Genomic DNA, 21,712 nt, shown 5'->3' with positions numbered 1-21,712 from the left:
CGGCCGGACCCCGGCTCCACTCCTCAGCCCAGGGCCGCGGCGGTGGGCACGACGACCCCGTAGAGGTCGGCGACGGTCGCGAGCGCGGCCTGGTGGACCTGCTCGGCGGGCAGCTCGGCGCCCACCGCGCGCAGCGGCCTGGTGGCACAGGCGTCGGCGACCACGGTGGGCCGGTTGCCGCGCAGGAACGCCCCCTCCACCGTGAACGTCACGCACATGTGGGTCATGAACCCGGCGACGACCACGTCCTTGCGGCCGGCGGCGTCGAGGTGCTCGCCGAGGTCCGTCCCGACGAACGCGTTGGGCGCGGCCGTCTTGACGACGACGGCCTCGCCCTCGGCGGGGGCGACCCGGGGGTGGATCCGCCCGATGTCCTGGCGCACGTCGTACAGGGTTCCCTCGCCGTCGTCGTGGATCACGTGGACGACCTTCGCGCCGGCGGCGCGGGCCCGGGCCAGCAGGTCGGCGGCGGCCTCGAGCGCGGCCTCCCAGCCCGTCAGCTCCAGCACGCCTCGGGTGTAGGTGTTCTGGTAGTCGACCAGGACCAGCGTCGCCTCGGCCAGTGAAGCCGGCGTCCGGTCGAGGCCGTTGAGCTCACGCAGGGTGGTCGTGGGCATGGAGGAACCCTCCTCGGGTGTCAGGTCGAAACGAGTGGCGGCACTCCGCGCAGGCGGGCCGTACCCGGAACGCTATGAGCCCCCGGGTAGTGTCTGCAATGTCATCCAACTTGCAGAAACAGACATGCCGCGGGCGGTCCCGTTGCCCCGGCCCACCGAACGGAGACCCCCGTGAACAGCGCCGGCCGGCTCGTCGTGGTCGTCCTCTTCGACGGCGTGGACCTGCTGGACGTCACCGGCCCACCGGAGGTCTTCGCCCTCCTGCGGCGCGAGGTCGGCGACGCCGCCGGCTACCAGGTCCTCCTCGCCGCCGAGACCGACGACGCGGTCACCACTTCCGCAGGGGTCCGCATCCTGCCCGACACCACCTTCGCCGAGCTGGCGGGCCGGAGAGTCGACACCCTGCTGGTCCCCGGCTCGGTCGAGATCGACGACGCCGGCCGCGCCCGCGCCGTCGCCGACCCTGCCGTCGTCGGCCGGGTCAAGGACCTCGCCGGACGCACCCGCCGCGTCGCCTCCGTCTGCGTCGGGGCCCACATCCTCGCCGAGGCCGGGCTGCTCGACGGCCGGCGCGCCACCACCCACTGGTCCACCGCACAGCAGCTCGCCGCCGACCACCCGGCGGTTGAGGTCGACGCCGACCCGATCTTCATCCGCGACCGCGACGTGTGGACCGGCGCGGGCATCAGCGCCTGCCTCGACCTGTCCCTCGCCCTCGTGGCCGACGACTTCGGCGAGGCCGTCGCCCTGCGCGTCGCCCGGCAGCTCGTGATGTACCTGAAAAGGCCGAGCGGACAGAGCCAGTTCAGCGTCCCCCTCGCGCCCCCGTCCACGAACCGGCGCACCGAGGACCTCCGCCACTACGTCACCCGCAACCTCGCCGGCCGGCTCTCCGTCGCGGACCTCGCCGGATACGCCCACGTGAGCGAACGGCAGCTCACCCGGATCTTCAAGACGGAACTGGGCGCCACCCCGGCCGCCTACATCGAGTCGGCCCGCGTCGAGGTGGCCCGCAACCAGCTCGAATCCACCGACGCCACCCTCGACCGCATCGCCTCCGCCTGCGGCTTCAACACCACCGACACCCTCATCCGGGCCTTCCGCCGCACTCTCGACACGACCCCCACGGAGTACCGCAACCGCTTCCGCTCCCCGGTCTAGGGGGGGGTGCCTCGCGAGCGGCGAGGGGGCCATCCGGCGGACATCCTGCATCCGTACCGGCCGCGGCCGAGGAAGAGATCACGGAACCACCCCGGTCGACGGCGGAAACGGAGCACCTCCATGACCGACACCCAAGGGCACCCGGCCCACCCGCCCGGCTCACTGTGCCTGGTCACCGGCGCCACCGGCTACATCGGCGGCCGCCTCGTCCCCGAGCTGATCAAAGCCGGACACCGCGTCCGGTGCCTCGCCCGCACCCCCGCGAAACTGCGCGACCACCCCTGGGCGGGGCAGACGGAGATCGTCCGCGGCGACGTCACCGACGCCGCGTCGCTCGCCCACGCCATGGAGGGCGTCGACGTCGCCTACTACCTCGTGCACGCCCTGGGCACCGGGCGCGACTTCGAGGAGACCGACCGCCGGGCCGCTCGCGCCTTCGCCGAGCAGGCCCGCGCCGCCGGCGTGCGCCGCATCGTCTACCTGGGAGGACTCACCCCGACCGGGGTACCCGACAACGCCCTCTCGCCCCATCTGCGCTCCCGCGCCGAGGTCGGGCGCATCCTCCTCGACTCGGGGGTTCCCACCACCGTGCTCCGCGCCGCAGTCATCATCGGCTCCGGCTCGGCCTCCTTCGAAATGCTCCGCTACCTCACCGAGCGGCTGCCCGTGATGGTCACCCCGAGCTGGGTGCGCACCCGCATCCAGCCCATCGCCGTCCGCGACGTGCTGCGCTACCTGGTCGGCAGCGCCGGGATGCCGGACCACGTCAGCCGCGCCTTCGACATTGGCGGCCCGGAAGTCCTCACGTACCTGGAGATGATGCGCCGCTACGCCACCGTCGACGGACTGCCCCGGCGGCTGATCTTCCCGGTCCCGGTCCTGACGCCGCGCCTGTCCAGCCACTGGGTCGGCCTGGTCACCCCCGTGCCCCGGTCCATCGCCCGCCCGCTCGCGGAATCCCTCAAGTACGAGGTCGTCTGCGACGAGCACGACATCGCCGACTGGGTGCCCGACCCGCCCGGCACCCCCATCTCCTTCGACACGGCGCTCTCGCTCGCCCTCCAGAAGGTCCGCGACGCCCAGGTCGCCACCCGCTGGTCCTCCGCCTCCGTACCCGGCGCGCCCAGTGACCCGCTCCCCACCGACCCCGACTGGGCCGGCGGCAGCCTCTACACCGACGTCCGCGAGCGCATCGTCGACGCCCCGCCCCAAGCGCTGTGGCGGGTCGTGGAGGGCATCGGAGGGGAGAACGGCTGGTACTCCTTCCCGCTCGCCTGGGCCGTCCGCGGCTGGCTCGACCGCCTCGTCGGCGGTGTCGGTCTGCGCCGTGGCCGGCGCGACGCCACGCTCCTGCGGATCGGCGACTCCCTCGACTTCTGGCGGGTCGAGGAGATCGAACGCGGGCGGCTGCTCAGACTCCGCGCCGAGATGCGCCTGCCGGGCCTCGCCTGGCTGGAGATGTACGCCGAACTCGACGAGGAGGGACGCACCCGGTACCGGCAGCGGGCGCTCTTCCACCCCCGCGGCCTGGCCGGCCACGCCTACTGGTGGAGCGTCTCGCCCTTCCACGCCCTCGTCTTCGGCGGTATGGCCCGCAACATCGCGCGCACCGCCGAGGCGGCGGCAGAATCACCCGGGTCGGCGCAGCCGGCCGGGTCCGCCGCTGCGGCCGGCGGCCCCACCCGAGGAGCGCAGGCATGAACGTCTCGGTCGTCCTCTTCACCTCCGACCTGCGGGTCCACGACCATCCGCCGCTGCGGGCGGCGCTCGGACCGCGCAACGAGACCGTCCCGCTCTTCGTACGCGACCCGGCGGTGGACCACGCCGGTTTCGCGGCGCCGAACCGGCTCGCCTTCCTCGCGGACTGCCTCGCCGACCTCGACCAGGCGCTTCGCCGGCGGGGCGGCCGGCTCGTCGTCCGCTCGGGCGATCCCGTCGCCGAAGTGTGCGCCGTCGTACGGGAGGCCGACGCCGACGAGGTGCACATGGCCGCCGGGTGCAGCGCCTTCGCCCTGCGGCGCGAGCAGAGGCTGCGCCGGGCGCTGGAGGCCGACGGCCGGCGCCTCTACGTCCACGACGGGGTCGTCACCGCCCTGCCCGCCGGCGCCGTGACACCGAACGGCTCAGACCACTTCGCCGTGTTCACCCCGTACTTCAGACGCTGGTCCGGCCAGGGGCTGCGCCCGCCCCTCGCGGCCCCGCGCGTGGTCCGGGTCCCGCCCGGCATCCGGTCCGAGGGCCTCCCCGCCCGGCCTGCCGCCGGAACCGTCTCCGCGGGCCTGGCCACCGGCGGCGAGGAGGAGGGCCGCAAGAGGCTCGCGAACTGGCTCGACCGGCACGCCGACGCCTACGAGGAAGGACACGACGACCTCGCCGCCGACGCCACCTCCCGCCTGTCCCCGTACTTCCACTTCGGTGCGCTGTCCGCGGCCGAGGCCGTGCACCGAGCCCGCGCCCGGGGCGGAGCGGGCGCCGAGGCCTTCGTACGGCAGCTCTGCTGGCGGGACTTCCACCACCAGCTCCTCGCCGCCCGCCCCGCCGTCGCCGACGCCGACTACCGCACCCGGTCCGACCGCTGGCGCCGCGGCCCGCAGGCCGAGGCCGACCTGCGGGCGTGGCGTGAGGGCCGCACCGGCTATCCCGTCGTCGACGCAGCCATGCGCCAACTCGCCCACGAGGGCTGGATGCACGGCCGCGGCCGCCTGCTCACCGCCTCGTTCCTGACCAAGACGCTCTACATCGACTGGCGCGCCGGAGCACGCCACTTCCTCGACCTGCTGGTCGACGGTGACGTAGCCAACAACCAGCTCAACTGGCAGTGGATGGCGGGAACCGGCACCGACAGCCGCCCCAACCGGGTCCTCAACCCGGTGATCCAGGCCAAGCGGTACGACCCCGAGGGCGCCTACGTACGCCGATGGGTGCCCGAACTCGCCGCACTGCGGGGCCCCGAGATCCACGAGCCGTGGAAGCTGGCCGACTCCGTACGCACCCGGTTCGGCGGCTATCCCGATCCGCTGATCGCACTCCCCGAGGGGCTGGCCCGCTTCCGCAGGGCACGCGGTCAGGACTGATCCGCGGCGGCGGGCCGCCCCGCACCGGCACCCGCGTCGCAGAGTCCGCGCAGCAGAACCAGGGCCTCCCGCAGCCCGCGCGGCCGCAGCGTGCCCGGGGCGAGGGGCTGACCCGCCCAGCCCGGGCCCGCAGGCAGCACCGCCGGCCGGGCGCGGGCGCCCTTGACGCCCCACGCGACCTCGGCGATGTGCCGGGCCAGCGGGTGGTTCGCGGTGGACCGGGCCTGGGACCACAGCACGACCGCTGCCGGGCCGGTCCGGCGTACGGCCTGGTCGAGGGCCTCGGGCGGCACGGCCGCCCCGAACATGAGGGTGGGCAGGCCGAGCCCGGCCAGCCCCGCGGCCAGCGCCTCCAGCGCGAGGGTGTGCTGCTCGCCCGGCACACAGGCGAGCAGGACCGGGGGCATACCCGTCCTCGCCCCGGCGGGCGGGGTCCCGGCGGCGCGGCGCAGGGCGCTCGACACGTGCCAGGACAGCAGGTGTTCCACCTCGACGTACCGGTCGCCCGATGTCTCCCACTTGCGGCCGACGGCGTGCAGGGTCGGCGCCATCACCTCCTCCCACGCGGTGACCAGGCCGTACTGGGAGATCACCGAACCCAGCACCTCGTCCACGGCCCCGGCGTCGAGGCGTACGGCGGCCCGCCCCAGCCCTCGGCACTCCTGCCGTACGGCGCCCAGCGGCAGGCCGTTGCCCGAGCCGGGCCCGCGGGCCGGCCGCGGGAGGGGCTCCGGGGCGGCGGCCGGAACGGCCGGAGCGGCCCGGGCGGCCGCAGTCGTCGCAACGGGCGCCGGGCCGGCGAGAGCGGCCCGCGCCGCGTCCGCGGGCGGTATCCCCGACGAGGTCAGCCGGCACATCTCGTGCAGGACGGCGATGTCCTCGGGGGTCCACCGCCGGTGCCGGCCGTCCTCGCGGGCGGCGGGCCCGATGCCGTAGCGCCGGTCCCAGGTGCGCAGGGTCGTGGGGGCGACCCCGAGCCGGCGGGCCACCGCCCCCGTGGTCAAGCCGTGTGCGAACTCCGTCATGGGATCCATGATGCGATGCGACGCACAAACGATGCGAGTGGTTTCGAAACGAGCACGGGCCGGATTCTGGAGGGGCTCCGCCCGGCACACCACGGGGCGGGGCACCCGTCCGCCGACCGGCCCGGTTCCGGTCCCGGCCCGAGGAGCAGCCGCCATGACCGCCCTGAGTGCCACCGCCCGGCCGTCCCCCGAAACAGGGGACCGCCTCCTCGACCACGAGGTCGCCGAGGGCTTCGTGCGCGGCGACGAGCAGTGCCTGACCGCCGCCTACCGCCGATGGGGCGGTCTGGTCCAGACCCTCGCTGCCCGCACCCTCGGGGATCCCCGCGAGGCCGAGGACGTGAGCCAGCAGGTCTTCCTGGCCGCGTGGCGCGGCCGGGCCGGCTACCGGCCGGAGCGCGGCGCCTTCCCCGGCTGGCTCGTCGGCATCACCCGGCGCAAGATCGCCGACGCGCTCACGGAGCGCACCCGGCGCCTCGACCTCGTCACCGCGGCCGGCGCCGCCCTGCCCCCGCAGGACGAGCCCGCGGAGGGCCCCGAAGCCGTTCTGGACCGGCTGATCGTCACCGGCGAGCTGGCGCGACTGCCCCGCCCGCAGCGGGAGGTGCTGGCCATGGCCTTCTACGGGGACCTCACCCAGACGCAGATCGCCGAGCGCACCGGCATGCCGCTCGGCACGGTCAAGAGCCATACCCGGCGCGGTCTGCACCGGATGCGCCACAGCTTCGCCGCCGGGGCGGCCGCGGCCGGCCCGGCCGTGGCGGGGTAGGCGCGAGCCGTGCCGGGGGTGCGAAAATGGCGGCCATGCGTACGGCGGAGGGAGCAGCGGTGGCGGAGGCGGACGACCGGGTGCCCGGCCCGGCGCCGGTACGGGTGGACGGGCGGACCGAGCGCGGACGCCGCACCCGGGACAAGATCGTGGACGCGCTGCTCGCCCTGCTCGACGAGGGCGCCGTGGAGTTCCCCGCCGAACGCGTCGCCGAACGCGCCGGAGTCTCCCGCCGGCTGGTCTTCCACCACTTCGCCGACATGTCCGAGCTGGTGGACCTCGCCATCACCCGGCGGCTGGAGCAACTGGCCGAGCAGATAAGGCCGTTGCCCCGGACCGGGCCCCGCCGGGTCAGGGTTGCGGCGCTTGCCGAACAGCGGGCGCGGATCCTGGAGTGGATCACCCCGGCGCGGCTGACGCTGATGCGGATCGACCATCCCTCGCCGCGCATCCAGCAGGTCACGGACGAGGCGTTCGCGGACGCCCGGCGCCGTGTCGCCGACATCTTCGCGGAGGAGCTCGGCCGCCTGGACGAGAGCCGGGCGGCGGAGCTCCTCGACGGCCTGGACGCCGTCACCACGTGGGGGGCCTGGAACCACTGGCGCTCCGGCGGCAAGAGCCCGCAGGAGGCGCGCGCCGCGATGGAGGCCACTGTGCTGAACCTGCTCGCGGCGGGCGACCACCCGCGCGGCTGACCGCCCGGGCCGCCCGGCTCAGGCCGGGGTGACGTCCTCGGCCCGCGCGGTGACCGTCACGCCGTCCGCGCCCACGGACACGCCCGAGGGCCGCAGGCCGAGGGGCAGTTCGGGCAGGGTCCGGGTCTGCCGGGCGAGCGCCTGCGCGATGAGGGGGCTGGCCGGATCCAGGGCCCGGCCGGCCACCGAGGCGCCCGTCGGCCGCAGTGAGACGACGCCGTCGTGGAGTTCGACCCCCGCCGTCAGCACCAGGGGCGCGCCCAGCACGCTGCGCCGGATGAGGAGTTGGCCGTTGCCGGCGTCGGAGACCCGGGTGTCGCCGTCCGGCCCGTCGCCGAGCGAGGCGTACGGGGCGGTGAAGCGGGCCGACGCCGAGTCCGCCCGGTAGCCCTCGCCCTCGCGGGAGACGTTGCCGAAGGTGATGTCTGCCTTGACCGGGCTGCCGCGGTCGGTCTTCGCGTCGGCCCGCACCCGCACCTCGGGGTAGGTCTCGCGGGCGGCCTGGAGGAGGAACGGCAGCCCCTCGATGGAGACGTCCGGACGTCCGGCGAGGTTCTTCTGCCGCAGGCTGATCCGGTCCGCGAGACGTTCCTCGGCCAGGCCGCGCGCGACGGAGTCGGTGACGGGCAGCGCGAGCAGCGCCGCGCCGGCCAGCGCGGACGCGATCAGGGCGCGGCGGCGCCGGGTACGGGCCGGGCGGGCGGGGGGCCCGGCCGGGCGGCGGCCCGCGGCGCTGCCGGGGCGGGGTGTGGTGCGAGGGGGCATGCGGAACCTCACCGGGTGGGCAGGGGGCTGATGGCGGTGGCGGTCCGGTCGGCTTCGGGAGCGGGGCGGCCCCCGGGTCCCGGGGCCGGCAGGGTGTGGGAGCTGCCCTCGATGTCGAGTTCGGGCAGGATGCGGTCGAGCCGCCGGGGCAGCCACCAGCCGCGGTCCCCGAGCAGCGCCATGGTGGTGGGGACCAGCAGGCCCCGTACGACGGTGACGTCGAGGGCGACTGCCGCGGCGAGCCCGGTGCCGAACATCTTCACCACCGGGTCGTCGGAGAGCAGGTAGGCGAGGAAGACGCTCACCATGATCAGAGCGGCGGAGGTGATGATCCGGCCGGTCGAGGCGAGGCCCGCGACCACCGCTTGCCGGCTGTCCCCGCTCGCCAGCCACTTCTCGCGCACCGAGGTCAGGAGGAACACCTCGTAGTCCATGGAGAGCCCGAACAGGACGGCGAACATCACCAGCGGCACATAGCCGGGCACGGGCACCGGCCCTTCCAGCCCGATGAGCGGCGCGCCCCAGCCCCACTGGAACACCGCGGTGAGCACCCCGTACGCGGCGGCCACGGACAGCAGGTTCAGCACGGCGGCCTTCACCGCGAGGAGCGGCGAGCGGAAGGCCGCCAGGAGCAGCAGTCCGGCCACGAGCACCACGGCTGCGATCACGGTGGGCAGCCGGTCCGCGAGGCGGTCGTTGAGGTCGGTGACCGCGGCTGCGGCCCCGCCGACGTGGGCGCTGCCCCCACCGCCGGCAGTGGCCGCGGGCAGAGTGTCCGCGCGCAGGGTGTCGACGAGCCGGGCCGTCGCGGGGTCGCCGGGGGCGGTGGCGGGCGTGACCTGCCAGCGGACGGTAAGGCCGTCGGGGGTGAGCTGGGCCGGGCTCACCGAGGCCACGCCGGGGGTGGCGGCCAGGGCGGCGGAGACCTCGGCGACCCGGGCGTCCTGCGGGCCGGTCGCGGGCGCCGCCAGGGTGTCGGTCACCTGGAGGGGGCCGTTGACGCCCGGGCCGAAGGCGTCGGAGAGCCGCTCGTAGGCGGTGCGGCTGGCCGACCCGACGGGCTTGTCGCCGGCATCGAGCTGCCCGAACGTCAGCTGGGTGGCGGGGACGGCGAGCAGCAGGAGCAGGGCGAGGCCGGCGAGGAGGTGGCGCCAGGGGCGTGCCGTGACGTGCTCGGCGACCCGCTGCCAGCCGCGGCCCGCGGGGGCGGCCGGATCCGTCCCGTCCTGCGCGGCGCCCTCCTCCCGGGCGGCGCCGAGGAACCGGGCCAGCAGGCCCAGCAGGGCGGGCAGCAGGGTCAGTGTCGCGGCCATCGCGACGAGCACCGCGATCGCGGGCGCCAGCGCCAGGGCGCGCAGCAGCGGCAGCCCGCCCAGCGCGAGCCCGGCCAGCGCCGCGATCACGGTGCATCCGGCGAAGGCGGAGGCCTTCCCGGCGGTGGCGGTGGCCAGGGCGGCAGCCTCGGCGGCCGGCACACCCCGGCCGCGGAACTCCCGGAACCGGGTGAGGCAGAACAGCGTGTAGTCGATCCCCACGCCGAGGCCGATCATCGCGGCGATGGTGGTGCCGGAGGACGGCATGTTCATGAGGTGTCCGGCCAGGCCGATCGCGGCCAGGGACGCGATGAGTCCGGTGACGCCGATGGCCAGGGGCAGCCCGGCAGCGGCCGCCTTCCGGAAGCCGACGAAGAGGATCACGGCGGCGGCCCCGAGCCCGATGAGCTCGCTGTGTCCGGTGTCCGGCCGGTCCACGGCGGCCGCCAGGTCGCCGCCCGGGGTGACCTCGACACCGGCCGCCTCGGCGGGTCCGGCGGCGTCGGTGATCCGCTCCGCCAGCTCGGGGGTGATGTCGCGGCCGGTGACGTCGAGGCCGACGGAGAGGTAGGCCGTATGGCCGTCCCCGCTCATCGCGGCGGCGCCGGCCCGCTCGTACGGCGAAGTGACGCGCACGACGTGCGGCACCCGGGCGATGGCCCGGGCGCTGCGCTCGACGGCGTCCCGGGCGCTCCCGCCGGTCAGGGCCGGGCCGTCGGGCCCGGTGTGCAGGACGAGCGGCTGGTTGCCGGAGGCGGGGCCGGGGAAGGCCGTCGCCGCCGTGTCGAGGGCCGCCTGGCTGTCACTGCCCGGGATGGCCACCGCCTCGCTGGTCATGCGGCCGTACGTCATGACGGCGCCGCCGAGCAGCAGGAGCAGCAGCACCCAGGCCCCGATCACTCGTTTCGGCCGAAGGGCGCACCAGCGCCCCAGCGTCAGGAACATCCGGGCCTCCGTGATCCGATGACAACATATTGCACTCATCGTGCAGCTTTACGCTTGCACTTGGAGTGCAAGAATGTCAATCGGAGGGGGAGGAGGAAGAAGAAGCGGTGCCGCAGGTCCGGTCCTCCCTCGGCAGCTTCCCGGTGGCCAGATAGGCGTTGACCTCGTCGTCGACGCAGCCGTTGCCGTACTCGCCGTACAGCCCGTGCCGGTTCGCGTTCTCCAGCGTGATCAGCTTCGAACTCGGCAGCAGCGCGTGAAGCCCGGCGCTGCTGCGGTACGTGGTGCGCGGGTCCCCCGTGGCCGCGACGATCAGCACGGCTGCGTCCCGGCGGACCCGGGTGAGCTCCTCGCGCGACCGGTCCCAGAAGGCGCACGGGTTGATGTTGCCGGTGAGCGGCCCGAACAGCGGATGCACGGCCCGGCTGCGCTCGATGTCGCGCCAGTAGACCTCGGGATCGCGCGGGGCGCCGACGTCCCCGCAGATGATCGCAGCCTGGACGCCGCCCGTCGCCGCCTGCTCGCCGGTCAGGGCGTACCGCAGCAGTCGGGCGAAGTCCGGCGACAGGGGCGCGGGCCGGCCCCGCGCCGCCTTCGCCAGCGCCGACACCTGCTCGGCGAGGGCGGTCCGCGCCTGGTCGGTGTCGTCCGCGATCCCCATGAAGAGGACCAGCGGGACCTGGGTGTCGTCGAGCCGGAAGACCTCGGGGGCGGCGCCGACGGTCAGCGGTCCCCGTGCCGACGCCGCGACGATTCCCTCGACGGTGGCGAGGACCTCGGCGCGGGTGCGGCCCAGTCCGTGGACGTCATGGCGGCCGGCAGCCCAGGCGGCCCAGTCCGAGAGCGCCCGCTCGTTCTCGGGTTCGGCGCCCTGCAGCAGCCGGGCCTTGTAGTCGCCGGGGTCGACGGCCCCGTCGAGGACGACCCGGTCGTAGCGGCCGGGGAACATCTGGGTGTAGACCGTGCCCAGGTAGGTGCCGTAGGAGTAGCCCAGGTAGGAGATCTTCCGTTCGCCGAGCGCCACGCGGATGACGTCCATGTCGCGGGCGGTGTTGCGGGTGCTGATGTGCGCCAGCACCGAGGCGCCCGCGGCGCGGCACTTGTCGGCCAGGTCCTTCTGGAGGGCGACCTGCCGGTCGAAGCCGGCCCGGCCGGAGCCTGCCGAGAACCACGCCGTACCGACCGGCCAGCCGCAGTCCAGCGGGGTGCTGCGGCCGACGAAACGCGGGTCGAAGCCGACGATGTCGTAGCGCGCGCCGACCTCCTTCATCGCCTTGCGGATGTGCGGCGGGGACTCGACGGCGGTGCCGCCGGGCCCGCCGTTGTTGAGGAGGACGGCGCCTATGCGCCGGCGGGTGTCGGTGGCCTCGAGCCGGGAGACCGCGACGGTGATCGTGCGGCCGCCGGGGTCCGCGTAGTCCAGCGGGACGGTCACGTCGGCGCAGCTCACGCCGGCCCGGTCCAGGTCGCGGCCCGCCGTGTCGTCCGGGCCGGTCACGCAGCTCCCCCAGGCGAGGCGCTGGCGGTGGTAGCGGTCGAGTCCGTCCCCGGCGCCCTGCGCGGGGGCGGCCGCCGCCGCGTACGCCGCCGGGACGCAGGCGGCCACCACGGTCGCGGCCAGGGTGGGCCCGACCGCGTACCACCGGCCGCGCCCGCGCCGCCGCCCCGGTGCTAAGGGCCCGCTCTTCCCGCCCTGTCGTCCACGTGTCATATGTGTCATACACGTGGACGTTAGGGGCGGGGGAGGCGTCCCCTCACTACGGCTGTCCCCCGAAGCGGAGTACGGCTGTCCCCACCGCCCGCCCGTCAGTGCGGGATCTGCACCGACACCTACGGTGCCAGCGCCCGCAGGAAGTCCGGCGCGTCGGACACCGCACCGGCCGAGGCGGCCCCCGAGGCGTGCGTGCGCCCGGACAGTACGCGCCGGGCCGCCGCCGCCAGTTCCGGGCGGTGGCCGGACGGACGCCGGTGCGGTGACTCCTCACCCCGTGCGCGCGCCCGGCCCAGGAGCTGCGGGAGGCCACCGATGAGAGCATCGAGACGGTAGCCCTCGCCAGGCATGGGCACCGCGACCACCCCGCGCCGCCAGTTCAGGCGGATCGCCGGGATCCCGCCCGCCGTCTGCCGGCACCCGTTCCGCACTGCCGGGCCCGCCTGACCTTGCCCGGCGATCGGCCGCCGGGCGGTGAAATCGGCCTCGGGCGGGTACGGCCGTCCGGGACGTGCCTTTCTGGAGAGCGCCCGCTGGGGCAAAATGCCTGGTGTCACTGGCAATTGCGGGCTTCGCGGCACATCCGTCCCATACGGCACACCCCCGGGGACGTCGCGCCGCCCACGGTTCGGGGAGGAGTGGTCCTGGCGTTGCAGTCCTTACAGTTACGCCGCATACGAGCACTGCGCGCAACGGCTTCCGTGCGGTCGGGGACGCACCGGGCCCAGTCCTTCCTGATCGTGGCCACCCTGCTCTACCGGGGCAGCCACCTCACGGTCGCCGTCATGGCCGTCGCCCACCGCCCGTGGCACCTCCCGCTGCACCACCTCGGCCTCGCCGCGGCCCTGGGCCTGAGCGCACTCACCTACGGATCGGCGCTGCGCCGCGGCCGGTTCGACCGGCGGCACATCTGGGCCGACGTCATCGTGACCGGATGCCTCCTGCCCCTGGCCCTGTGCGCCTGGGGAGGCGTGCGCGAACCCCCCACCATCGCCTGGGCGATGCTGCTCGGCGGATCGGCGAGCGCCACCGCGGCCATCGCCCTCGACCGCCTCCACGCCCTCGCCGTGGTGGCGCTCCTCGTAGTGACCCACTTCATCGGCTACCAGGCCGTCGGCGCCACCCCCGCCGTCATCGTCGGCCACCTCAACTCGCTGGTGTCGTCCGCCGTGATGACCTATGCCTTCCGCTGGTACCTGCTCCGCCAGGGCCGCCTCCTCGACGAGGCCAACGCCCGCGCCCTGGCCGCCGAAGCACACAAGGCGCGCTACGCCGAACGCCTCGAACACCACCGCGCCCTGCACGACACCGTCCTGGCCACCCTGACCACCCTGGCGGCCGGCGCCGTCGACGCCAACGCCCCCGAGGTACGGCAGCGGTGCGCCCGCGAGGCCGCCTACCTGCGCCGCCTGATCCAGCAGACCGCCGACGAGACCCCCCACCGGGAGATCGGCGCCGCCCTGGAAGAGGCCGTCGGATCCGTGGAGAGCCTCGGACTGCGGGTCACCGCCCACTACCACGCCCTGCCCCGGGTGCCGCCCGAAGTCGCCGCCGCCCTGGGCCACGCCGTACGCGAAGCCCTCAACAACGTACGCAGGCACGCCGGCACCGGCCACGCCTACCTCACCGCCACCGGCGACCCGGACGGAAGCGGCGGGGCCGTCGTCACCGTGGTCGACCGGGGCCCCGGATTCGACCCGGCCCGGTGCGAGCCGGGCCTCGGCCTGCGCGGCTCTGTCCACGGCCGGATGACCGAGGCGGGCGGCCGCGCCACCGTGGACACCGCCCCCGGCGAGGGAGTACGCGTGGAGCTGAGATGGCCCGGGTGATCACGGTCGCGGTGGTCGACGACGACCGGATGCTCCGCGACGGACTGCGGGCCTGGCTCGGCGACGTACCGGACCTGCGGCTCGTCGCGACCGCCGGCACCGTCGGCGAACTCCTCGCGGACCCGGCCCCGTACCGCCCCGACGGCCCCGACGGCACGGCTGCGCCCCCGGCCGACGTCGTCCTCCTCGACCTCGTCCTGCGAGACGGCTCGGACCCCGCCGACAACATCCGCAGGGTGCTGCGCACCGGGAGCCGCGTCCTCATGATCAGCACCGTGCCGGACCGCTCCCGGATCATCGAGGCCATCCGGGCCGGCGCCGACGGATACCTGACCAAGGACCACGACCTGCCGACCCTGGTGGCCGCCGTCAAGGACCTCGCGGAGGGCCGGGGCGCCCACTCCACCGAACTCGCCTTCGCCTGCGCCTACGACGACAGCCCCGCCCGCCCCCGCCTCTCGCCCCGGGAACGGCAGATCCTGCTCGACTACGCGTCCGGCCTGACCCTCAAGTCCGCAGCGCGGCGCGCGGGCATCACCGTCCACACGGCCAAGGACTACCTGGACCGCGTCAAAGCCAAGTACCAGCAGGCCGGCCGCCCCACCCACACCAAGCTCGACCTCGCCCTCCGGGTACGGGAGGACAGCCTCGACGGGGGCTGACCCCCGCGCAAGCCCCCCAAACGGACGGCTACAGGGAAACCGCCCGCCCCCGTACCGTCGACCCGGCGGCGCCCCGGACGGCCCGCCGGGAAGGGGACGAGCCGGTGACCGCACTCCGGCCGGCACGGCCTGTACGGCCGGCCGAAGACCGCACCGCCACAGGCCGCGGCCGCGGCCCGCACCAGGAGCGGGCGCGAATGATCGGGCGCACGGCCGAGACGGAGCGGGTCGCGGCCGCGCTGGCCGCCGCCCGGTCCGGGAGGGGCGGAGCCCTCTTCGTCACCGGCGAGCCCGGCATCGGCAAGACCCGTCTCGCCACCGCGGCCCTCGACGCGGCCGCCTCGGCGGACATGGTCACCGTACGCGGGCGGGCCAGCACCGTCGGCCCGCCCGTCCCCTACCGGCCGCTCGTCGAGGCGCTGCTCCTGCTCGCCCGCGCCGGCCTGCTGCCCGACCCGGGGGAACTGGGCCCCTACGGCCCCGTCATGGCCCGCCTGTCGGGACACGACCCGGACGCCGGCGGGCGTGCCGCCTCCCACATCGCGGTCGCCGAGACCGTGCTGCGCCTGCTCGCCGCCGTCGGCCGGCAGCGGGGCTGCCTGCTCGTCCTCGACGATCTCCACGACGCCGACGCCGACACCCTGGCCGTCGTCGAGTACCTCCTGGACAACATCGGGCAACAGCCCGCCCTGCTCCTGCTCGTCGCGGGCAGCACCCCCCGCGCCGCCACCGATCTGGCCCTGCGCGCCCGCCAGCGGGAAGCGGCCGACATCCTCGACCTGACCCCCCTCACCCACCCCGAGGTGCGCCTCCTCGTCGCGGCCGAGCTGGACGCCGCACCGGCGGACGTCTGCCCCGGCCTCCTCCACCGTGCGGTGACCTGCAGCGCAGGCATCCCGTTCGTCGTCAAGGAACTCGTCCACGACCACGTCGCCCGCCCCGCCCACCGCGGCGACCCGGCCCCGTCCGTACCCGCCACCGTCGCCGACGACGTCAGGCGCCGCACCCAAGCGCTCGGGCCCCTCGGCACGCGGCTCCTGGCCATGGCGGCCCTCTTCGGCCGACGCTTCCCCCTGCCGGTCCTGGAGCACGCGCTTGGCGCCGATCACACGGCCCTGTCCGAGGCCCTGCGCGCCGCCCTCGCCTCGTGCCTGATCACACCGGACGGGCCGGGCACCCAGTGGTACGCCTTCCGCCACCCGCTGGTGGGCCAGACGCTCCTCGAAGACCTCGGGCCGGGCGAACGGGCCCGGCACGCGCGCCGCGCGGCGCGCGCACTCGCCCACCTCCACCCGGGACTGCCCGGAGCCTGGCGCGCGCACGCAGCCCGGCTGCACGAGCACGCCGGCGAAGCACGCGAAGCCGCCCGCCTCTACTGCGAAGCGGCGCAGCGGACGATGGACGAAGACGCCCCGGAAGGGCCCCCGGACCGCGCCCCGGCCCTGCTCACCCGGGCCCACGCCCTCCTCGAAGCAGGCACCGCGCCCGAACTGCACGCCACGGTGCTGGAACTGCTGCTGGACACCGCCGCCCGCTCGGGCCGCATCGACCGGTTACCCGACCCGCCCGCCCTCGACCACGGCATCCCCGCCGCGCGACGCGCCGGGATCCACGCCCGGCTCGGCGGCATCGCCACCCTCACCGGCCGCCCCGCCGAAGCCCTGCGCCACCTCGACACCGCCCGCACGCTGCTCCCCGGCGACCACCGCGCGGACGGCCACACCGCCCTCGTGGACCTCGCCGCCGCCCAAGCCGAGCTCGGCAGGCTCGCCCCCGACCGGCTGCACACCGCCGCCCGGCTCGCCCGCCGCGCGGTGGACGCCGCACTCGGCGACGACCGGCCCGACACGGCGTGCGAAGCCCTGCTGCTGCTCGGGCAACTCGCCCGGTCCGAGGACGAGTCCGCGGCGAACGCACACTTCAAGCGGGCCCGCGCGATCGCCCTCGCCCACCGGCTCCCCGTACCGCGCACGGCGGCCGAGGTGCAGCTGGCCATCACCGCGGCCGCCCACGACGAGCAGCCGACCCGCCTGGAGCAGGCCCGGCAGGACGCCCACCGCAGCGGCCTCCTGCCGCCGGCGCACGAGGCGGGCTTCGCCCTCGCCATGGAACGGATCCGGCGGGGCGCCTTCGACGAGGCCCGCGACGGGATCATCGAGGGGGCGGCCGAGGCGTCCGAGTTCGGACTGGGCCGTTCCCTCGCCATGCTCCGGCTCGCCGACGCCGTACGGTACGCCCACCAGGGACGCCGCGCCGAGATGAGCGGGGCGCTGGAACGGCTGGAGCCGCTCCTCGACGCCGCGCCCGGCCTGCGCGCCATGGCGTACGGGGCGGCCCGGGCCTTCTGCTCACTGCTGGAGGAACGGCACGACGCCGCGGAAGCGGAGTTCGCCCAGGCGCTCGCCCACGACACCGAGAACCCGTCCACCGCGGACTTCGGCCGCCACGGCATCGTCGTGCTGCTCGGCGTACTGGCCGGACGCATCGGCCGCCGGCACTGCCCCGGCACCCCCCGGACGGGCGCCGGCGGAATCCGTTGGAACCGCCAGTTCGCGGGCCTCGCCCACGCCGTGCTGCTCGGCCGCGAGGGGCGCCGCGAGCAGGCGGCGGCCGTCGCGGCCGACGCGCTCGCGGCTGCCGCGCCGTACCCCATGGCCCGCCGCCTGGGCATGCGGCTGGTGGCCCGGACGGCCTTCGAGCACGGCTGGGGTGCGCCGGTCGAGTGGCTGCGCGAGGCCGAGGAGTACTTCCACGGCGCCGGCCTCCACCCGGTCGCAGCCGCCGGCCGGGCCCTGCTGCGCGAGATGGGCGCGTCCGTCCGGCAACGCCGCACGGGCACCGAACAGGTGCCGCCCGACCTGCGCAGCTCCGGCATCACCGTCCGCGAGTTCGAAGTGGCCCGGCTGGTCGCCGAACGGATCAGCAACAAGGACATCGCCGGCCGGCTGCACATCTCCCTGCGCACCGTCGAGAAGCACGTGGCGAACGTCCTCCACAAGACCGGCCACCCGAACCGCCGCGCCTTCGCCACCGCCTCCCGCGACCTCGTCCGGACGAGCGGTGGACGTCCCGCCGCTCAGGGCGGCCCGACCTCGTCCAGCAGGAAGTCGGCCGTACCGCCGGAGCCGGCGCGGTGGAGCACCCGCAGCACACCCGCCGAGCCGGTCAGGTAGTCGGTGGAGCAGCGCAGCAGGCCCTCACCGGGCACTCCCAGCAGGGGCCGGCCGCCGGTGTCGCGCAGACCGAAGCGTTCGGAGGGCTCGAAGAGGAAGACCCGCCTGACGAAGTCGAGCTGCCGCAGCGCCGTGCGGCGGTACGCGGGGTCGCCGGTGAACTGCGCCGCGTCCAGCAGCGCGTCGGCGATCCCGCAGATCCCGGTCGCGTACCCGGGCCGCGCCGAGTACCGCAGGTCCAGTCCCCGCAGGACATCGCGGGCCGCGGCCAGGTCCCCGTAGCGCAGCAGCACCTTCGCCAGGCCCGCCGAGCCCGCCTCCACGGACCGATCCGTGCTCCCCTGCGCGCTGCTCGCCGCGGCGCGGGCCGTCTCCCAGGCGAGCGCCTCCCGCCCGAGCGCCAGGTGCCGTTCCTCGCCCGAGACCTGGTGCATCCTCAGCAGGAACATCGCGACGCCCGCCTGCCCCGAGCCCAGCCCGGTCAGCGGCCCCCGGGCGCCGGACCCGGTCAGCCAGTACGCCTGCCCCTCGACGCGCTGCGCCGTGTCGTGCAGCGCACCGGCGCAGTGCTGCGCCGCGGCGAGGGCACGCGGGGCGCGGCCGCGCAGGAAGAAGTGCAGGTTCGTCATGCCCACCCCGGCGAGGCCGTGGTGGAAGCCGTGGTCGCCCCTCTCCGCCACGCGCCGGTTGGCCATGTCGAGCAGTTCCCCGGCTGTTGTACCGAGCCCGATCGCGTCGGCCGCCCACGCGATGCCGGCCAGGCCGTTCATGAGGCCGTCCGGGTACCGCGCCGGGTCGATCCCTGCCAGCTCTGCGCGCAGCCAGTCGCGCCATGCGGGCCGGAGGGGCACTCCGCAGGAGTGCAGCGCCCACAGGACGCCGCTCGCACCGCAGCCGAGCCCGAGCGCGTTCGTGACGTGCGCGAACGGGTCCACGGGGAACAGGGTGTCCCGGCCGGTGTCGGCCGCGGCCTCGATGAACGCGGCGACAGCGGCCGTCGCGGCGCGCGCCCCGCCCGGCTCCCGCCGCTCCTCGCCGGAGTGGCGCGGCGGAGTCGCCACGACCCTGCCGAGCGGCGCCGTCTCGTCCTCCAGCACGTCGAGGAGGCCGACGAGGCCGATCCGGCCCCGCGCCAGGTCCACGAGCAGCCGGTGGACCCGCTCGGGCCAGCCCAGACCCTCCACGATGAAGATCCGGTACAGGTCCGGGAGGTCCTCGCGCAGATGCGACATGGCCGTGACCGGGAGGACGAGGTCCGCCATCACGCGGGCCAGGGCGCACCGGTCCCCGGCCTCGGTCGCGCCGCCGCCCGCGGAGCCGATCCCGGAGGTGTTCCCGGCCCCCGTTCCGGCCCCGGTCAGCCGACAGCCCTCCAGGCCGACGATGCTCACCTCGAAGGTGCCGGGGTCGACGAGGACGTCCGAGGCGGTGAAGCCGCCGAGGACTACGCCGCGGTCGTGCGCCGCCCGGAGCGCGCGCGCCAGCCCCCGCAAGACGGTCAGGAAGACCCGCAGGTACTCCCGCGACCGCTCGGCGCCGCAGCCCGGACGCGTCAGCGGGTTGTGCGCGCCCAGCAGTCGGCCGAGGGCGGTGCCTTCGACGAACTCGACTGCGATGTAGTGGTGTTCGCCGTGCTGGAACTTCGCGACGGGAGCCGGGTAGGAGCCCGCGGCGGCCAGCAGGTTCAGGAACATCCACTCGCGGCCGAGGCGGTCCGCCGCGTCGGGGCGGGCCTCCTTGAGCAGCACCTTGCGGTCGTCGTGCGCGGTGTCGTCGGCGGTGTGGACGTCGCCGTCGCGGGAGGACCGGATCGTGTCGGTGACCCGGAAGCGGCCCCCGAGCAGGCCGTCCCCCGGGTCATCGTCGGCCGGCTTCCAGTCGTCGAAGGGCCAGGGCGCCCCATCGGGTGCGGGCGGCAGCCGGCGCCCGAGGACGTCGACGGTGCGGGCTGCGTGGAACGGGCCGTAGCGCAGGTACAGCGCCTTGCTGTCCCGGTAACGCACGTCCGACGGGACGCACGGGCCCTCCACCCCGTCCAGGAGGCGGGCCAGACCGGCCAGGCAGCTCCTGAACTCCTCCACGTCGTGCGGGTAGACGGTGGCGAGCGGACCGCCCTGAACCGCGAACACGGTGGGATCGAGGACGATCTCGAAGTCGGTGCCGCGGGCCGTCAGGTGCCCGACCACGGAGGCGGCGATCTCGCGCACCTGCCGGTGCCCCGCCGAGATGTGGATCTTCCAGCCCTGCTCCGGCGGGGCCGGGTCGTGCCGGTGGCTCCACCGGACGCCGCGGCGGACGAACCGGGCGCGGGTCGCCGCGTCGAACCCGGCGAGGAAGTGGTCGGCGTCCGGCTCGTGGAAGGCGTCGAGAGGGTCGAAGAACAGCGTGTCGTTCCACGTGAACAGGGGGCGGTGGACCCATCGTTCGTTGCGCATCCGAGCTGTCAGCCTCTGTGATCGTCCGCGGGGCGCCGCCGGCAGCGGCCGGTGGGAGCGACAGGATCCGGGCGGGGGCACGGGGGAGCACCCCCGTCCGGATCCGTCGGGTCAGTTCGGGTATCCCGGGCCGCGCTGCGTCCTGCGGGCCTCCGTGTTCTGGGGCTTGAGTACGCTCACCCGGTTCACCTCCTCGAAGGGTCGAATGCGCGGGATGCGCGGCTGGAGTCGGACTGGCGCCGGCCGATCGGCACCCCCGACTCAACGCCATCCACGCCTGGCGCGCATGGGCGCCGACCACCCATGTCTCCCGCCGGCACCACCCATCGCCCCGCCGTCCTGCCGCCCGCCGAATGGTGGTGGTCCACCCCCTGGCGGCACCGTCTGCGGTGTGGTATGGAAGGCGTCGCGCGAGCCGGTGGCGTGTCGGGGACCCACCGGGTTTTCCGCCGGGCGTCCGGTGGGAGCACTGGATAGAATTCCTGCTGAGGAAGGGAGCGCCTGATGGGCGCCGACCTGAGCCAGTACACCGGCCGGCCCTCCGGGCTGGTCGGCAAGCAGATCGCCGGATACAAGGTCGAGCGCATGATCGGCCGGGGCGGCATGGCCGTCGTCTACTGCGCCAAGGACCTGCGCCTGGACCGTACGGTCGCGATCAAGCTGATCGCCCCGGAGCGGGCTCGCGACGACACCTTCCGGCGCCGCTTCACCCACGAGTCGAGGGTGGCCGCCTCGATCGAGCACCCGCACATCGTGCCGATCTTCGAGGCCGGCGAGACCGACGGCGTCCTCTACATCGCCATGCGGTACGTGCCCGGGCTGGACCTGCGGGGACTGCTGGACCGGGAGGGCCCGCTGCCCGTCACGACCGCCCTGCGGATCGCCGCCCAGGTCGCGTCCGCCCTGGACGCCGCCCACGACCACGAACTGGTCCACCGCGACGTCAAACCAGGCAACATCCTGGTCGCTGCCGGCCCCGACCGAGACCACCCGGAGCACATCTACCTCACGGACTTCGGCCTGACGAAGAAGTCGCTGTCGCTGAGTGGCTTCACCACGGCGGGGGAGTTTGTCGGGACGCTCGACTACATGGCGCCCGAGCAGATCTCCGGCCGGCCGGTGGACGGCAGGTGCGACCTGTACAGCCTGGCCTGCGTCGTCTACGAGACCCTCGCCGGCGGGCCGCCCTTCGTGCGCGAGGAGGACGCGGCACTGCTGTGGGCCCACCAGTACGACCCGCCGCCTCCCCTGACCGGGCGGCGGCCTGACATCGCACCCGCCGCCGACGAAATCTTCGCGAAGGCCCTGGCGAAGGTTCCCGAGGACCGGTACGGCTCCTGCCTGGAGTTCGTGGCGGCCCTGCGGGCCGCCACCCAGGCCGGCCCCCCGACGGAGCAGAGGCCCCGGCGCAGCCAGGAGGAGACCGCAGCTCCGCCGGAGCCCCCCGAGTGGGCCCTGCCCGTCTTCCGTACCCCGGCGGGCTAGTACGGGACAGCCCTCAAGGCCCTTTCACCGGATCAACCCGGCATCCGGAAGGG

At 75.1% G+C, this 21,712-nt stretch carries 16 protein-coding genes; 9 read left to right on the top strand and 7 right to left on the bottom strand.

From position 1 onward, the window contains the following. Positions 1-23: 23 nt before the first annotated feature. On the bottom strand, positions 24-617 hold the full coding sequence (locus ACZ6JS_RS09960) for an isochorismatase family protein (protein ID WP_469297142.1): 594 nt from the start codon (positions 615-617) through the stop codon (positions 24-26). A gap of 171 nt (positions 618-788) precedes the next feature. Between ACZ6JS_RS09960 and ACZ6JS_RS09955 the strand changes: the two genes are divergently transcribed. The 3 genes from ACZ6JS_RS09955 (at position 789) to ACZ6JS_RS09945 (ending at position 4,852) form a co-directional block, all read left to right on the top strand. Next, on the top strand, positions 789-1,778 hold the full coding sequence (locus tag ACZ6JS_RS09955; protein WP_469297141.1) for a GlxA family transcriptional regulator: 990 nt from the start codon (positions 789-791) through the stop codon (positions 1,776-1,778). A 120-nt stretch (positions 1,779-1,898) separates the two neighbouring features. Continuing rightward, positions 1,899-3,479 carry an SDR family oxidoreductase gene (locus tag ACZ6JS_RS09950; protein WP_469297140.1) on the top strand — a complete coding sequence of 527 codons (1,581 nt, stop codon included), beginning with the start codon at positions 1,899-1,901 and terminating at the stop codon, positions 3,477-3,479. Beyond that, a complete protein-coding gene (locus ACZ6JS_RS09945) occupies positions 3,476-4,852 on the top strand; it encodes a cryptochrome/photolyase family protein (RefSeq protein ID WP_469297139.1) in 1,377 nt (458 codons plus the stop codon). Before ACZ6JS_RS09950 ends, ACZ6JS_RS09945 begins: the two co-directional genes overlap by 4 nt. On the opposite strand, the gene ACZ6JS_RS09940 is transcribed toward ACZ6JS_RS09945, so the two are convergent. Then, positions 4,843-5,877 carry a MerR family transcriptional regulator gene (locus ACZ6JS_RS09940; protein ID WP_469297138.1) on the bottom strand — a complete coding sequence of 345 codons (1,035 nt, stop codon included), beginning with the start codon at positions 5,875-5,877 and terminating at the stop codon, positions 4,843-4,845. The two genes, ACZ6JS_RS09945 and ACZ6JS_RS09940, sit on opposite strands and share 10 nt — an antisense overlap. A gap of 154 nt (positions 5,878-6,031) precedes the next feature. Between ACZ6JS_RS09940 and ACZ6JS_RS09935 the strand changes: the two genes are divergently transcribed. Both ACZ6JS_RS09935 and ACZ6JS_RS09930 read left to right on the top strand, forming a co-directional pair. Beyond that, a complete protein-coding gene (locus tag ACZ6JS_RS09935) occupies positions 6,032-6,646 on the top strand; it encodes a sigma-70 family RNA polymerase sigma factor (RefSeq protein ID WP_469297137.1) in 615 nt (204 codons plus the stop codon). A gap of 35 nt (positions 6,647-6,681) precedes the next feature. After that, entirely contained in the window at positions 6,682-7,341 is a 660-nt protein-coding gene (locus ACZ6JS_RS09930; RefSeq protein ID WP_469297136.1) for a TetR/AcrR family transcriptional regulator, read from the top strand. Between the two features lie 18 nt (positions 7,342-7,359). Here the strand turns inward: ACZ6JS_RS09930 and ACZ6JS_RS09925 are convergent, their stop codons facing one another. The 4 genes from ACZ6JS_RS09925 to ACZ6JS_RS09910 all read right to left on the bottom strand — a co-directional run bounded on the left by ACZ6JS_RS09925 (position 7,360) and on the right by ACZ6JS_RS09910 (position 12,431). Further along, positions 7,360-8,106, bottom strand: coding sequence for an LmeA family phospholipid-binding protein (locus ACZ6JS_RS09925; protein ID WP_469297135.1), 747 nt, complete (start codon positions 8,104-8,106; stop codon positions 7,360-7,362). A gap of 8 nt (positions 8,107-8,114) precedes the next feature. After that, the gene (locus ACZ6JS_RS09920) at positions 8,115-10,364 is read right to left on the bottom strand and encodes an MMPL family transporter (RefSeq protein ID WP_469297134.1); all 2,250 of its coding nucleotides are present in this window, start codon (positions 10,362-10,364) and stop codon (positions 8,115-8,117) included. A gap of 76 nt (positions 10,365-10,440) precedes the next feature. After that, positions 10,441-11,973: an alpha/beta fold hydrolase gene (locus ACZ6JS_RS09915; protein WP_469297133.1), complete on the bottom strand. Its 1,533-nt coding sequence runs from the start codon at positions 11,971-11,973 to the stop codon at positions 10,441-10,443. Positions 11,974-12,194: 221 nt separating this feature from the next. After that, positions 12,195-12,431: a hypothetical protein gene (locus tag ACZ6JS_RS09910; protein ID WP_469297132.1), complete on the bottom strand. Its 237-nt coding sequence runs from the start codon at positions 12,429-12,431 to the stop codon at positions 12,195-12,197. Positions 12,432-12,776: 345 nt separating this feature from the next. On the opposite strand from ACZ6JS_RS09910, the gene ACZ6JS_RS09905 reads away from it, so the two are divergent. From ACZ6JS_RS09905 to ACZ6JS_RS09895, 3 genes are all read left to right on the top strand, one after another. Further along, positions 12,777-13,904 carry a sensor histidine kinase gene (locus ACZ6JS_RS09905; RefSeq protein WP_469297131.1) on the top strand — a complete coding sequence of 376 codons (1,128 nt, stop codon included), beginning with the start codon at positions 12,777-12,779 and terminating at the stop codon, positions 13,902-13,904. After that, positions 13,892-14,566: a response regulator gene (locus ACZ6JS_RS09900; RefSeq protein ID WP_469297130.1), complete on the top strand. Its 675-nt coding sequence runs from the start codon at positions 13,892-13,894 to the stop codon at positions 14,564-14,566. The genes ACZ6JS_RS09905 and ACZ6JS_RS09900 overlap by 13 nt, the downstream gene beginning before the upstream one ends. A gap of 197 nt (positions 14,567-14,763) precedes the next feature. After that, entirely contained in the window at positions 14,764-17,739 is a 2,976-nt protein-coding gene (locus ACZ6JS_RS09895) for an AAA family ATPase (protein WP_469297129.1), read from the top strand. Here ACZ6JS_RS09895 and ACZ6JS_RS09890 read toward each other — a convergent pair. Then, on the bottom strand, positions 17,643-20,174 hold the full coding sequence (locus tag ACZ6JS_RS09890; RefSeq protein WP_469297128.1) for a class III lanthionine synthetase LanKC N-terminal domain-containing protein: 2,532 nt from the start codon (positions 20,172-20,174) through the stop codon (positions 17,643-17,645). The genes ACZ6JS_RS09895 and ACZ6JS_RS09890 overlap by 97 nt on opposite strands. Before the next feature lie 504 nt (positions 20,175-20,678). Here ACZ6JS_RS09890 and ACZ6JS_RS09885 point away from each other — a divergent pair. Then, a complete protein-coding gene (locus tag ACZ6JS_RS09885; protein ID WP_469297127.1) occupies positions 20,679-21,659 on the top strand; it encodes a serine/threonine-protein kinase in 981 nt (326 codons plus the stop codon). Positions 21,660-21,712: the final 53 nt, after the last annotated feature.

Source organism: Streptomyces sp. NPDC046349 (assembly GCF_055587885.1).
This window is presented reverse-complemented; position numbering and strand designations above follow the sequence as displayed.